Genomic DNA, 13,707 nt, shown 5'->3' with positions numbered 1-13,707 from the left:
TCCTCCGCGCCTCGCTTATCACTGATTTAAACAATGATGACAGGACAAGATATGCAGGCGCTGCTGGAGTCGATTCTCGACGAAGTGCGCCCCCTGATCGGCCTCGGCAAAGTGGCTGACTATATTCCTGCGCTGGCCGACGTGCCGGCCAACCAACTCGGGATCGCGGTCTACGGCAACGACGGCACGGCCTACAGCGCCGGTGATGCCGACACGCTGTTCTCGGTGCAGAGCATCTCCAAGGTTTTCAGCCTGGTACAGGCCATCGACCATGGTGGCGAAAGTATCTGGGAGCGCCTGGGCCATGAGCCCTCAGGGCAACCATTCAACTCCATGGTGCAACTGGAATTCGAACGCGGCCGCCCGCGCAATCCGTTTATCAATGCCGGCGCCCTGGTGATCTGCGACATTAACCAATCGCGCTTCGCCGTGCCGATTTTGTCGATGCGCGATTTCGTACGGCGCCTGTCGGGCAACCCGCAAATCCTGGTCAACAGCGTGGTCGCCGAATCCGAAGCCCAGCACGGTGCGCGCAATGCGGCCATGGCCTATCTGATGAAATCTTTCGGCAACTTCCATAACGACGTGCATGCAGTGCTGCACAGCTACTTCAACTACTGCGCGTTGCAGATGAGCTGCCTGGACCTGGCACGAGCCTTCAGCTTCCTGGCCAACGAAGGCGTGAGCGCCCACAGTGGCGAGCAAATCTTGACGGCGCGGCAGACCAAACAGGTGAACTCGATCATGGCCACCAGCGGGCTGTATGACGAGGCGGGCAATTTTGCCTACCGCGTGGGCTTGCCCGGCAAGAGCGGGGTAGGTGGCGGGATCGTCGCGGTGGTGCCGGGGCAGTTCACGGTGTGCGTGTGGTCGCCGGAGTTGAACGCAGCGGGGAATTCGTTGGCGGGGATGAAGGCGTTGGAGTTGTTGAGTGAGCGGATTGGGTGGTCGGTGTTTTAGAGGCGCGGTGGGACGCTAAGCAACAGGCACTATAAAACACAATGTGGGAGGGGCTTGCTCCCGATAGCGGTGTCACTCAGCTTACCTGTCACTGATTCACCGCCATCGGGGGCAAGCCCCCTCCCACATTTGCATCTTCAGTGCTTTGGAGGGTGGGGGTATGACCTGGCTTTACGTGGCGGGGCAGGCTTCATTCAGGACTTGCGAGCGACAACCTGAAACAGTTGTGGGAAACGCCCCAGAACCCGAGCCAGCATCCACACTGTAGGAGCGAGCTTGCTCGCGAAAAACTCACAGGCTCTGCGCTTATCCAGGTTAACCGCGTCCTCCTTGGCGATCTTCGCGAGCAAGCTCGCTCCTACAGTAGGTAAGGGCGCGGCACGATCATCAGGTCAAGTGGCTGGGTGGGTGTCATCCAGTGCCTTGTCTACGAGCAACTGCACACCTTCGAGCATGCGGCAGATGCCCAGTGCTACGTTGCGTTGGGTACCGTCGATTTCAAAGGCTAGATGAGTAGCGATGTCACTGATGGAGGCTAGATCCTGGGAGGCGTTGATCAGCAGGGTTTCGATGCCCAGGCCGGGGCGCACAGTAAAGAGCGTTTCTGGGGGATTTGGGGTGTCTTTAATCATGGTAAAACTCCGTCGACAAGTGGAGCCGCCAGCGTTCGCGGTCAAGCGAAGAGGGTGGCAGCTGTACGCGGGTTGACCGACCGGTTGTCAACGAACCCGGCATACCCGAAGGTATCCCGCGCACAACTGCCGCGACACAATACCTCAGGCACAAAAAAAACGCCTGAAGAGGTGCAGGGCGTAGCAGTTCGTTAACAAGGTCGGACGGTCAAATCCGGCCGCTGAATTGGCAGCGACGGTCCAGAGGTTAGTCAGCGAAATTCCGAGCGACAACCTGAAACAGTTGTGGGAAATATCCTGACGCCGCAAATCCTCTGTGGGAGCTGGCTTGCCTGCGATAGCGGTTTTTCAGTGCCGGATATGCTGGCTGACACAGCGCCAACGATCACTGTAGGAGCGAGCTTGCTCGCGAAAAACGCCCAGGCCCTGCGGTCATCCAGGTTGCCCGCGTCATCGTTGGCGATCTTCGCGAGCAAGCTCGCTCCTACCGGAGGTTAACGGTGTCGTTTTCTGAGTCGCGGCATGATCATGCCCACGTCACGCTGGTACCGTCGATACCGCTCACCAAACAGTCGCACCAGGTCCCTTTCTTCGAAACGGGCGCCCATGAACAGATAAACCGACATCCCCAGCGCGAACAACAGATGGCCTGCCGTCATATGCGGCGTTGCCCAGAACGCGATCAAAAAACCCAGGTACATCGGGTGACGCACGAGGTGGTAGAACAGCGGTGTTTTGAATATCGCCGCCTTCTGCGGGGTGTTTCGCCAATGATCAATGGCCTGTTTTAATCCGAACAGTTCGAAGTGGCTGATCAGGAAGGTTGCCAGCAGTACGATGACCCAACCCAGGCAGAACAAGCCTGACAACAGTGCCTTGGCCCAAGCCGCTTCAATCTCCCAGACGGTGTATGGAATGGGTCGCCACAACCAGAACATCACCCCAAGCACCAGGCTGCTGAGCAGCACATAGGTGGAGCGTTCAGCCACTGGGGCAATGAGCGCGGCCATTGCGTTCTTGACGCTTCTACGCGCCATGAGGCTGTGCTGGATGCCAAACATAATCACCAATAGCCCGTTGATCAGCGCTGCAAGCGGCCAGTCGACAGCTGGCCCATCGTTGATGGTCTTGGGCACCAGCACGCCACCTGTGAAGCCTATGAGGTATAAAAACGTGGTCAGGAAAATCAGGTAGCAGGCGATGCTGTAGAGCAGCCACGCCAGATACACTGTCAGGTTGTTGGTTTGTTTTGACGGGTTCATGGACGATTCCTTTCGCGCATGGTGAAGGGGTAAGCGAGTCAGGCTAGTGGTTTTCGCACGGCCCGTAACCTGTGGAAATTGACAGTTGCTTAGACGGATTGGCGATGAAATTTCCCGGGTTTGAACGGTGTGCTTGCCTAAACAAAAAATGCGCCCCTGGGGGCGCATTCTTTTGTCAGTCAGCAATCACCTGTTCAGGCAATCGCATCCCAAGCCCGATCACCGTTCTCGTCCTTGATTCGAGTCGGCAACCCCATCACATCCAGCGCTTTGAGGAACGGCTCAGCCGGCAGTTCCTCAACGTTGGCCATGTGCTTCACATCCCACTCGCCACGTGCAACCAGCAGTGCTGCGGCCACCGGTGGTACGCCTGCGGTGTAGGAGATGCCCTGGCTGTCGGTCTCGGCAAAGGCTTCTTCATGACAGGCCACGTTGTAGATGAACATCTCGCGTGGCTGGCCGCCTTTGGTGCCTTTGACCAGGTCGCCGATGCAGGTCTTGCCGGTGTAGCCCGGGGCAAGCGATGACGGGTCGGGCAGCACGGCCTTGACCACTTTCAACGGTACCACTTCCAGGCCTTCGGCGGTCTTGACCGGTTTTTCCGAGAGCAGGCCGAGGTTTTTCAGCACAGTGAATACGTTGATGTAGTGCTCGCCAAAGCTCATCCAGAACCGCACGTTGGGCACGTCGAGGTTTTTCGACAGCGAGTGCACTTCATCGTGGCCGGTAAGGTAGAGGTTTTGCGAACCGACTACCGGCAGGTCGTCGGTGCGTTTGACTTCGAACATGGTGTTGCTGGTCCACTGGCTGTTCTGCCAGCTCCACACCTGCCCGGTGAACTCGCGGAAGTTGATTTCCGGATCGAAATTGGTGGCGAAGTATTTGCCATGGGAGCCGGCATTGACGTCGAGAATGTCGATCGAATCAATGCGGTCGAAATGCTGTTGCTGCGCCAGCGCGGCATACGCGTTGACGACACCCGGGTCGAAGCCCACGCCAAGGATGGCGGTGATGTTCTTCTGTTTGCATTCTTCCAGGTGGTTCCATTCGTAGTTGCCGTACCACGGCGGGGTCTCGCAGACCTTGCCCGGCTCTTCGTGGATGGCGGTGTCGAGGTAGGCAACGCCCGTGTCGATGCAGGCACGCAGCACCGACATGTTGAGGAACGCGGAACCTACGTTGATAACGATCTGCGACTCGGTCTCGCGGATCAGGGCCTTGGTCGCTTCCACGTCCAGGGCGTTCAGCGCAAAGGCCTGGATTTCGGCGGGAACCTTGAGGCTACCCTTGGCCTTGACGCTGTCGATGATGGCCTGGCATTTGGAGATGTTGCGCGACGCGATAGCAATACGACCGAGTTCGTCGTTGTGCTGCGCGCACTTGTGGGCCACCACCTTGGCGACACCTCCTGCACCAATGATAAGAACGTTCTTTTTCAATTGCTTTATTTCTCCTGTATCCGCCAGCTTAGGAAAGGCTGGACAGGTAGTCGTCGTAACCAAATTCACGAACCACCTCGACTGTACCGTCGAGTTGTTTCACTACGATGGACGGCATTTTCAGGCCGTTGAACCAGTTTTTCTTGACCATGGTGTAGCCTGCGGTGTCGATGAACGACAGCCGATCGCCGATGGCCAGCGGACGATCAAATTGATACTCGCCGAAGATGTCCCCGGCCAGGCAGGATTTGCCGCACACCATGTAGGTGTGTTCACCCTCGCTCGGCGCCAGCTTGGCGTTGAGGCGATAGATCAGCAGGTCCAGCAAGTGGGCTTCGATGGAGCTGTCTACCACGGCGAGGTTTTTGCCGTTGTAGAGGGTGTCGAGCACGGTGACTTCCAGGGAGGCGCTGTTAGTGATCGCCGCTTCGCCGGGTTCCAGATACACCTGCACGCCGTACATCTCGGAAAATGCCTTCAAGCGCGCGCAGAACGCGTCCAGCGCATAGCCTTCACCGGTGAAATGGATGCCGCCGCCGAGGCTGACCCACTTGACCTTGTGCAGCAGCTCACCGAAGCGTTCCTCGATGGTGCCGAGCATCTTGTCGAACAGGCTGAAGTCACCGTTCTCGCAGTTATTGTGGAACATGAAACCGGAGATCTGATCGATCACGCCATCGATCTTCACCGGGTCCCACTCGCCCAGACGGCTGAACGGGCGCGCCGGGTCGGCCAGCAGGTAGTCGGAGCTGCTCACCTGTGGGTTCACGCGCAGGCCACGGGTCTTGCCTTCGCTGCGCTCGGCAAAGCGCTGCAGCTGGCTGATGGAGTTGAAGATGATCTTGTCGCAGTTCTCCAGCATCTCTTCGATTTCATCATCGGCCCAGGCCACGCTGTAGGCGTGCGCCTCACCTTCGAACTTCTGGCGGCCCAGCTTCAACTCGTACAGCGACGACGAGGTGGTGCCGTCCATGTATTGCTGCATCAAGTCGAACACCGACCAGGTGGCAAAGCACTTGAGCGCCAGCAGAGCCTTGGCGCCGGACTGCTCGCGCACGTAGGCAATCTTCTGCATGTTGACCAGAAGCTTCTGTTTATCGATGAGGTAATACGGCGTTTTGATCATTTTTGAGAGCCTGCGGCGGTGCCTGCCAAAAAAGGACACGCATTGTGCCCGCACTTGGGGCAGATCGAAAGGTTAGCCGGCGGATTTTGCGCGCCACGTTAAGCATAGGGCGTAAGTATGACCGTTCATAAGAATCATGCCGCCTCCTGTGGGAGCGCTCGAGCCTAAGCGAGGCCGCGATGACGGCCGTCCTGGCACCCCACACATCAACAATAGCGCCGCGAATGTCATGCTTACCTGAACATGAGTAAATCTTGTGATGATCTAGAACAGAATGAGTTTGTCTCAAGACACCCCTCTGCCGACAATGACCGCCATCAATCACACCATCGGAGTTGTAAGTCATGGCAGTCGCTCATTCCCTCGGGTTTCCACGCATTGGACGCGATCGTGAACTGAAAAAAGCGCAGGAAGCGTTCTGGAAGGGCGAGCTCGACGAAGCCGGCCTGCGCGCCGTTGGCCGTGATTTGCGCAAGACTCACTGGGCGCTGCAACAACAAGCCGGCATCGAGCTGCTACCCGTCGGTGATTTCGCCTGGTACGACCAGGTGCTGACCCATTCGTTGATGTTCGGCGTGATCCCCGAGCGATTCCGCCCGGCCGATGGCCACGCCACGTTGCACACGTTGTTCGCCATGGCTCGCGGCGTCAGTGACAGCTGCTGCGCCGGTGCTCACGCCCAGGAGATGACCAAGTGGTTCGATACCAACTATCACTATCTGGTGCCGGAGTTCAGCGCTGACCAGCAGTTCCACCTGGGCTGGGATCAACTGTTCGAAGAGGTCAAGGAAGCCCGTGACCTGGGCCACACCGTCAAGCCTGTCGTCATTGGCCCTCTGACGTACCTGTGGCTGGGCAAGGCCAAGGGCGACGCTTTTGACAAGCTTGATCTGCTTGAGCGTTTGTTGCCGCTGTACGGCCAGATCTTCCAACGCCTGGCGGATCTGGGCGTGGAGTGGGTGCAGATTGATGAGCCGATCCTGGTGCTCGATTTGCCGCAGGACTGGAAGAACGCGTTTGAGCGTGCCTATAACCTGATCCAGCGTGACCCGCTGAAAAAACTCGTGGCTACCTACTTCGGTGGCCTGGAAGAAAACCTCGGCCTGGCGGCCAACTTGCCGGTTGATGGTTTGCATATCGACCTGGTGCGTGCACCGGACCAGTACCCGACCATCCTTGATCGCCTGCCGGCTTATAAGGTGTTGTCCCTGGGCGTGGTCAATGGCCGCAACGTGTGGCGTTGCGACCTGGAAAAGGCCCTGGCCACTTTGCAGCATGCCCATGAAAAGCTGGGCGATCGCCTGTGGGTTGCGCCGTCCTGCTCGCTACTGCACAGCCCGGTAGACCTCGCCCGTGAAGACAAGCTGGATGCCGAATTGAAAAGCTGGCTGGCCTTTGCCGTGCAAAAGTGCGAAGAAGTGGCGTTGCTGGCCCGGGCTGTCGACGAGCCCGAGGCGCCCGGCGTACTGGCCGCCCTGGCTGAAAGCCGTGCCGTACAGGCTGCTCGTGAGGCATCGACGCGGATCCACAAGCCTGCCGTACAGGCTCGCGTCGCCGCCATCACCGAGCAGGACAGCCAACGCCAGTCGCCGTTTGCCCAGCGTATCGAGAAGCAGCGCGCCGGCCTGAACCTGCCGCTGTTCCCGACCACTACCATTGGTTCCTTCCCGCAAACCGCGTCGATCCGCCTGGCACGTCAATCGTACAAGGCCGGCAAGTTGAGCGAAGCCGAATACGTCGAAGCCATGCACAGCGAAATCAAGCACGCTGTCCAAGTGCAGGAAAACCTTGGCCTGGACGTGCTGGTGCACGGTGAAGCCGAGCGTAACGACATGGTCGAGTACTTCGCCGAGCAACTGGATGGCTACGCGTTCACCCGTTTCGGCTGGGTGCAGAGTTATGGTTCCCGTTGCGTGAAACCGGCGGTGATCGTCGGTGACCTGAGCCGCCCGAAAGCCATGACCGTGGAATGGATCCGCTATGCCCAGGGGCTGACCGACAAGGTGTTGAAGGGCATGTTGACCGGCCCGGTAACCATGCTGATGTGGTCGTTCCCACGGGAAGATGTGAGCCGCCAAGTGCAGGCTCGGCAACTGGCCCTGGCGATTCGTGACGAAGTGGTGGACCTGGAAGCCGCCGGCATCAGGATCGTGCAGATCGACGAAGCCGCGTTCCGCGAAGGTTTGCCGTTACGCCAGGCACAGTGGCAACACTACCTCGACTGGGCCACCGAAGCGTTTCGCCTTTGCGCCGGCGGCGTGCGAGACGAAACCCAGATCCACACTCATATGTGCTACAGCGAGTTCAACGATGTGATCGAGTCCATCGCGGCGATGGATGCCGACGTGATCACCATCGAAACTTCGCGTTCGGACATGGAGTTGCTTGATGCCTTTGAGGCCTTTGACTACCCGAACGACATCGGCCCCGGCGTGTATGACATCCACTCGCCACGGGTGCCCGATGTATCGCAGATGGCTAACTTGCTGCGCAAGGCTGCCAAGCGGATTCCGGCAGAGCGTTTGTGGGTCAACCCCGATTGCGGCTTGAAGACCCGCGGTTGGCCGGAGACGGAGGCGGCGCTCATTCACATGGTCACCGCCGCCCGCCAACTACGCGCTGAATTGGCCTGATATTGTCTGCAAGTGTGGGAGGAGGCTTGCCCTAAATGCCAGTCAGTTAAGGTTTTTGTAGGAGCGAGCTTGCTCGCGAAAAACTCATAGGCGCCGCGTTCATTCAGGATGCCGGCGTCATCGTTGACGACCTTCGCGAGCAAGCTCGCTCCTACAGAGGGCGATGTACGCTTAACTGACTGGCATTAGGGCTTGCCTCCCAGCCCCGGTCAGAGGTACTTGAGCCAGGCGATATCGCGCCGGCGCGCTTTGAGCCCCGCAAACCAACGTACCGGCGGGTACAACACCAGCGGCAGCACCAACGCCGTCAGCCACACCGCACCCATGCTGTCGAAGCCGAAGTAATTGCCGTGGTTGAGCCCAAACCACCCCACACAGGCGACATACAGCACCTTCAACACATACAGATGCAGCAGATAAAAGAACATCGGCGCCGCACCAAACACCGCCAGCACGCCTATCCAGCGCTTAGACCCGGCGCGTTCGAACGCCAGCAACAGCAACAATCCAACCCCCAACGTCAACGCCAGGAACAACAGCGACGGCGGGTATTTGGTGATGTTGAAGAAGCTCATCAGGGTCTGCACGCCATTGTCATACGCATACCAAGGCTGCTCGCCGTAGCCGTTGACTGCCCGCAGCAGCACGAAGCCCATTAATGCCGCCACACCCGCGATCAGCAGATGACGCTGACGCACAGCTGGCAGTGCGGTAGTGGCAAACCATGGCCCCAGTCCATAGCCCAGGGCGATCACACCGATCCATGGCAGCACTGGATAAGTCACGCGCAGACGCAGGTTTTCCGACACCTGGATCCAACTGCGCTCATGCAGGATTGACCAGCCAGTCTGCAACGCCGACCCGGGGGCAAAGTGCACCCCGTCGAGCAGGTTATGCCCGACGATGATCACCAGCGCCAAGGTGATCAGCAGCGGGCGCGGCAACCACACCAGCGCTGCGAGGGCGATCATGCTCACGCCGATGGCCCAGATCACCTGCATATAGATCACGCTGGGCGGCAACTGGAAGGTCCAGGCGAAATTGACCAGGGTGAATTCCAGCACCACCAGGAACAGTCCGCGCTTGAACAAAAAGGCCGACACATCGCGTCGTCCCTGATATTTCTGGCCGTAAAGCCATGCCGACAATCCGGTGAGTAACACAAATACCGGCGCACACAGATGGGCCAGGGTGCGGCTGGCAAACAGCGCAGGCTCAATGCTGTCGATGCTCATCGGGTCGCTGACCTGACGGTGCAGCAGGAAGGTTTCACGCACATGGTCGAGAAGCATGAACAGGATCACCAGGCCGCGCAGGGCATCGATGGATTGCAGGCGTTGACGGAGGGGAACAGCGTCGGTCATGGGCAAGGATCACAGGCAAGACGAGAAATTAGCGTTATCCTATAACATTAAACTGCGCATTGCCGCGCTGGATCTTATCTGCGAACTGATGGGGAGGTACCCATGACACACACCACCACACAACCGGCCGAGGCCGTGATTGAGTTCTGGACACAGGCCGGTCCCAAGCGCTGGTTCGCCAAGGACGAAGGCTTCGATACGGCCTTTCGCGACACCTTCCACACTACCCATATGCAAGCAGCGCGGCGCGAGCTCGACGGTTGGCTGGCCACGGCCGATGGCGCACTGGCGTTATTGATTTTGCTCGACCAATACCCACGCAACGCTTTTCGCGGCACGGCGCACATGTTCGCCACCGACCCGCTGGCGCGTTTTTATGCGCAGCAGATGGTGGAGGCCGGGCTGGATCAACAGATCGATCCGCAGTTACGCGCGTTTTGTTATTTGCCGTTTGAACATTCCGAAGACCCGCAAGACCAGCAGCGCTCGTTAGCGCTTAACCAGCAGTTGGATGCCAACACCTACCACTGGGCCAAGGAACATGCCGATATTATCCAGCGGTTTGGGCGGTTTCCCCATCGCAATGCGGTGTTGGGCAGGGCTACGACAGCAGCGGAGCAGGTTTTTTTGGATGAGGGAGGGTTTGCGGGGTAGGGCGGAGCAAGAGTGTTTGCTTAATCACCTTTCACTGATTCAACATCACGATGCATCGGTTAGTTTGGGGGAGACCTGTGATTACTTGAAGAATTTGCCTACAAATTTTTAGGTTGAATCCTATACTTTGCTTGCTTGTAAAGTTCTTCTGCGTGCTCAAACATCATTATCAGGATAACTAACCTGAGGCGCAGGACGTGCAGCCGAATGTGCGGATACTGATTTTAGCTTGCAGCACCACCGTGATGGCCCAGCTGGGCGTGACACTTTATCTTCCCGCCACGCCTTACATCATTTATGCGCTCGGTATGAGTGAGGCTGAAGGCTACAACGCCTTATTGATGTATTTGAGCGGTGCCGCGTTTCCATTGATTTTTGCCGATCACCTTATTCGGTTATTTGGTCGTTCAGCAGTTCTTTTGGGGTTTTGCTGCATCTTCTTTAGCGGGAGTTTTTTATCCGTGTGGGCTTGTGATGATAAAAGCTTTTATCTTTCCAGGCTGATGCAAGGCTTTGGTGGCGGTGGGGCGGCGTTGCTGGGGCGCGCATTGTTATCGGAGGTTTTCTCGGGGGGTCACTTGGCGAGAAATTTATCCCTTTTATCCTATTCATTTGTTTTTGCGCTGGCGGCAGGACAAGTCGCAAGCGGTTTATTGGTTTCTTTTTTTCGCTGGGAGGTGGTGGCAGTGGTCATGGCTTGCGGCTCAGTCATCACCGCTATACTGATGCTGCCCGTAAGAGAGACTCTGTCTGCTTTGGATATTGCTAGTCAGCAGCGAGTCGGACCTCCAAGGTATGCAGCCATGGTCAGTCATCCCAGCTTTTATTTGCCGGTCATACTAGGCGGATGTGGTTATGGGGTGTTTGTTGTGTACCAAGGTGTAGGTGTTTACGTCTTCGACGCGCTATTAGAGTGGAATGGCGCGCAGTACGGTATGTTTGGCGTATGGCTGGGGGGTGCCTATTGGCTCGGGGCGCTATCCGTAAGGTGTGCACTTAGGTCGGTTAGCCTTTCTGCACTTTCAATGATGGCCAGCGGTGTGCTGCTTTTTGCGGTGTCTGTATTTTTATTAACAACCCTAAAGCACTTGGATCGCCACTTTATGTTCTTTGCATATCTAGCAGTCTGGTATGCCCAGGCAATGATTTATCCCTGCGTCGCGTCCATGGCGGTAAAAAAATACCCTGGTATTGAGGCAATGATGTTGTTTAGTTTCTTGCAACAGTTAGTCGCTCTGTTATTCGCAACATTAGCATCACTGCTCATTGCCGTTGGAATGCATGGCGTGGCGTTACTAACCCTTGGTTTAGGCGTCTTGGGAGCGCTGGTGACAGTTTTACTGGCAAACAACAGGAGCAGCCAGACATAGGGTGGCTTTTGTATTCCCCCCAGGAATGCCCCCATAAAAACCCTGCATTATCTTTATCGACTCGGATCTCGTAGCGTGGTGTTTCATTCTCGGAGATAGCCCATGAGCCAACCCCCGCTGCGCCTCTACGTTGATTCGCTGTTCACCAGCCCCTACGCCATGTCGGTGTTTGTCGCCCTGCGGGAAAAAGGCCTGGCGTTCGATACGATTACCCTGGACCTGGACGCTGGGCAAAACCAGTCGGCGGATTACGCTCAGCGCTCCCTGACCCAACGGGTACCCACTCTGGAGCACGGTGATTTTACGTTGTCGGAATCTTCGGCAATTACTGAGTACCTGGACCAGGCTTATCCCCCGATCAGCCTTTACCCGGCGGGTCTGCAGCAGCGGGCGAGGGCGCGGCAGGTTCAGGCATGGTTACGCAGTGACTTGCTGCCAATTCGTCAGGAGCGTTCAACCCTGGTGGTGTTCTACGGGCAGCAGATGCCGCCTTTATCGCCGATGGCGCAGGCTGCTGCGGGCAAGTTGATCAGCGCTGCTCAGGCACTACTGGCGGGCAACCCCGAGTATTTGTTTGGTCAGTGGTCGATCGCCGATGTGGATTTGGCGGTGATGCTCAATCGCCTGATCCTTAACGGCGACGCCGTGCCGGCCGAGCTGGTGGCGTACGCGCAACGCCAGTGGCAACGCCCGTCAGTTCGGGAGTGGGTCAACCTGCAACGGCCGGTGCTCTAGCTGCCACTCTTCCTTGACACGCCGGTCGAGGTCCTCCCAGTGGGCCATGCCCAGCACCCGCATGGTGTTCAAGCCTCGCAGGTAACCACGCAGTTGCTGGGCGCTGGCCGAGCGTTGTTCGGCGCCGGCGTTTGGGTCCAGCAGTACGGTTTCATACTCGACCAGGTAATCGGCGACCCGCTCGCGAAATTCCGGCAGTACGGCATCGCGGATGCGGTCGAAGGTTTTCTGGTAGGGCTTCATGGCGGGGTCCTTATAGGTTTTATGGGCTGCCTGACACTATCGGTTCAAATGATAGTCACCATCAAGGATCACAAGTTCTGTTTTTTCGCCAAACGCGCAAAATCTGCCCATCCAGACGCAGCTCAAGGAAATGCGCGATGAGGACGATTATCCAGCTTGCTTTAATGGCCCTGATGTTGGGCACCACCGTCATGACCACCCCGGCGATTGCTGATGAGCTGCGTACAGGCCATTTGCTGCCGCTGGCCGCTAGCGTAGAATCCCTGCAACGCACCCAGACAGTAGGGGTGTTGTTCAGCGAAAACACCCGCGACAACCTCATCTACCTTGAGCGCTATCATGCCATGGCAATGAACGGCGCCAAGGATGCCCTGGATGGGCGGATTCGCCAGGCGTTCGTCAACAGCTCCGATCCGGAACTGGCTATCGACTGGTTGATGAACTCGCTGCAGGGCGCTTTTTTCTCGGTGACGGTCTATAGCTCCCTGGATGACATGGTGCAGGCGCATCCGGATGTGGTGGTGGTGCTCGATACCCATAACCAGTTGCTGACCCAGCGTAACGACCGGGTTGAGGCACGCTTTGCAGCACGTTTTTATGACGCGAACCTGCAATATATCGCCAAGGCCGAAGGCTCGATGGACAGGCAAGTGCCGTCAGTGTGGGTGCACGGCAAGGCAGCGCCGGAGATTGCCGCGTTGATCGAGCAGCAGCGAGATGTACAGCAAGACGCCCTGAAGCAGTTCGATGTGTCGCTCAAGGCCCTGGTTCGCGCAGGTTGATTCGCGAGTGGATGTGAACCCTATTGGTTATTTTCAGGAATCTGTATGCGCTCTTTTTTCGCCCCGGCAGTGGCCTTTGCTGCCCTGTTGCTGACTGGTTGTATTACGGCTCCCAATGCCCCGTCGCTGACCCTGCAAACCGCCAAGACCCCCGAAGGCTATGTGCAATGCCTATTGCCCAAGCTGGAAAAGCACGGCATCAGCTCGACCGTGACGCAGAACTCCCGTCACGCCAAGGTGTTGTTGACCAGCAAGATCGCCGCCGATGATGTGCTGGAAGCCTACAAGTCCCAGGACGGTACCAAAGTGTCGCTGTATGAGCGCAAGCCGCTGGTTTCGGCAATCAAGCCATCGCGGCTTGAGCAGGCGGCCCAGGACTGCAAATAATGTGGGAGAGGCTTGACCGGAGCCAGTCAGTTAAGCGTACATAGCCCTCTGTAGGAGCGAGCTTGCTCGCGAAAAACTTCAACGATAAAGCGTGCTTCCTGAATGAACGCGGCGCCTGTG

At 57.6% G+C, this 13,707-nt stretch carries 13 protein-coding genes; 7 read left to right on the top strand and 6 right to left on the bottom strand.

Annotation, left to right across the window (positions count from 1 at the left end; genetic code table 11):
- Positions 1-51: 51 nt before the first annotated feature.
- Positions 52-960, top strand: a complete 909-nt coding sequence (glsB, locus tag JFT63_RS04860; protein ID WP_057702750.1) for a glutaminase B — start codon at positions 52-54, stop codon at positions 958-960.
- A 392-nt stretch (positions 961-1,352) separates the two neighbouring features.
- Here glsB and JFT63_RS04865 read toward each other — a convergent pair whose 3' ends face one another.
- The 4 genes from JFT63_RS04865 to JFT63_RS04880 form a co-directional block, all read right to left on the bottom strand.
- Complete coding sequence (locus JFT63_RS04865) at positions 1,353-1,592, bottom strand: DUF6124 family protein (RefSeq protein ID WP_198843562.1); 240 nt, start codon at positions 1,590-1,592, stop codon at positions 1,353-1,355.
- Between the two features lie 494 nt (positions 1,593-2,086).
- The gene (gene mddA, locus JFT63_RS04870) at positions 2,087-2,854 is read right to left on the bottom strand and encodes a methanethiol S-methyltransferase (protein ID WP_198843561.1); all 768 of its coding nucleotides are present in this window, start codon (positions 2,852-2,854) and stop codon (positions 2,087-2,089) included.
- Between the two features lie 194 nt (positions 2,855-3,048).
- Complete coding sequence (locus JFT63_RS04875) at positions 3,049-4,293, bottom strand: saccharopine dehydrogenase family protein (protein ID WP_057702753.1); 1,245 nt, start codon at positions 4,291-4,293, stop codon at positions 3,049-3,051.
- A 28-nt stretch (positions 4,294-4,321) separates the two neighbouring features.
- Positions 4,322-5,419 carry a carboxynorspermidine decarboxylase gene (locus tag JFT63_RS04880; protein WP_198843560.1) on the bottom strand — a complete coding sequence of 366 codons (1,098 nt, stop codon included), beginning with the start codon at positions 5,417-5,419 and terminating at the stop codon, positions 4,322-4,324.
- A gap of 344 nt (positions 5,420-5,763) precedes the next feature.
- Here JFT63_RS04880 and metE point away from each other — a divergent pair, with 344 nt between their 5' ends.
- The gene (gene metE, locus JFT63_RS04885) at positions 5,764-8,052 is read left to right on the top strand and encodes a 5-methyltetrahydropteroyltriglutamate--homocysteine S-methyltransferase (RefSeq protein ID WP_057702754.1); all 2,289 of its coding nucleotides are present in this window, start codon (positions 5,764-5,766) and stop codon (positions 8,050-8,052) included.
- Between the two features lie 209 nt (positions 8,053-8,261).
- Here metE and JFT63_RS04890 read toward each other — a convergent pair whose 3' ends face one another.
- Complete coding sequence (locus tag JFT63_RS04890; RefSeq protein ID WP_198843559.1) at positions 8,262-9,416, bottom strand: DUF1624 domain-containing protein; 1,155 nt, start codon at positions 9,414-9,416, stop codon at positions 8,262-8,264.
- 102 nt (positions 9,417-9,518) lie between these two features.
- On the opposite strand from JFT63_RS04890, the gene JFT63_RS04895 reads away from it, so the two are divergent.
- From JFT63_RS04895 to yfcF, 3 genes are all read left to right on the top strand, one after another.
- The gene (locus JFT63_RS04895) at positions 9,519-10,070 is read left to right on the top strand and encodes a DUF924 family protein (protein ID WP_198843558.1); all 552 of its coding nucleotides are present in this window, start codon (positions 9,519-9,521) and stop codon (positions 10,068-10,070) included.
- Positions 10,071-10,267: 197 nt separating this feature from the next.
- Positions 10,268-11,440: an MFS transporter gene (locus JFT63_RS04900; RefSeq protein WP_186560168.1), complete on the top strand. Its 1,173-nt coding sequence runs from the start codon at positions 10,268-10,270 to the stop codon at positions 11,438-11,440.
- A gap of 102 nt (positions 11,441-11,542) precedes the next feature.
- On the top strand, positions 11,543-12,175 hold the full coding sequence (gene yfcF, locus JFT63_RS04905) for a glutathione transferase (RefSeq protein WP_198843557.1): 633 nt from the start codon (positions 11,543-11,545) through the stop codon (positions 12,173-12,175).
- Here yfcF and JFT63_RS04910 read toward each other — a convergent pair.
- The gene (locus JFT63_RS04910; protein ID WP_198843556.1) at positions 12,134-12,418 is read right to left on the bottom strand and encodes a hypothetical protein; all 285 of its coding nucleotides are present in this window, start codon (positions 12,416-12,418) and stop codon (positions 12,134-12,136) included. The two genes, yfcF and JFT63_RS04910, sit on opposite strands and share 42 nt — an antisense overlap.
- A 137-nt stretch (positions 12,419-12,555) precedes the next feature.
- On the opposite strand from JFT63_RS04910, the gene JFT63_RS04915 reads away from it, so the two are divergent.
- The gene (locus JFT63_RS04915; RefSeq protein ID WP_186560162.1) at positions 12,556-13,200 is read left to right on the top strand and encodes an ATPase; all 645 of its coding nucleotides are present in this window, start codon (positions 12,556-12,558) and stop codon (positions 13,198-13,200) included.
- Positions 13,201-13,245: 45 nt separating this feature from the next.
- On the top strand, positions 13,246-13,587 hold the full coding sequence (locus JFT63_RS04920; protein ID WP_057702761.1) for a hypothetical protein: 342 nt from the start codon (positions 13,246-13,248) through the stop codon (positions 13,585-13,587).
- Positions 13,588-13,707: the final 120 nt, after the last annotated feature.

Source organism: Pseudomonas sp. MF7453 (assembly GCF_016405455.1).
Classification (GTDB): domain Bacteria; phylum Pseudomonadota; class Gammaproteobacteria; order Pseudomonadales; family Pseudomonadaceae; genus Aquipseudomonas; species Aquipseudomonas paralactis.
Note: the sequence above shows the minus strand (reverse complement) of the source record. Positions and strands in the feature narration are given on the sequence as shown.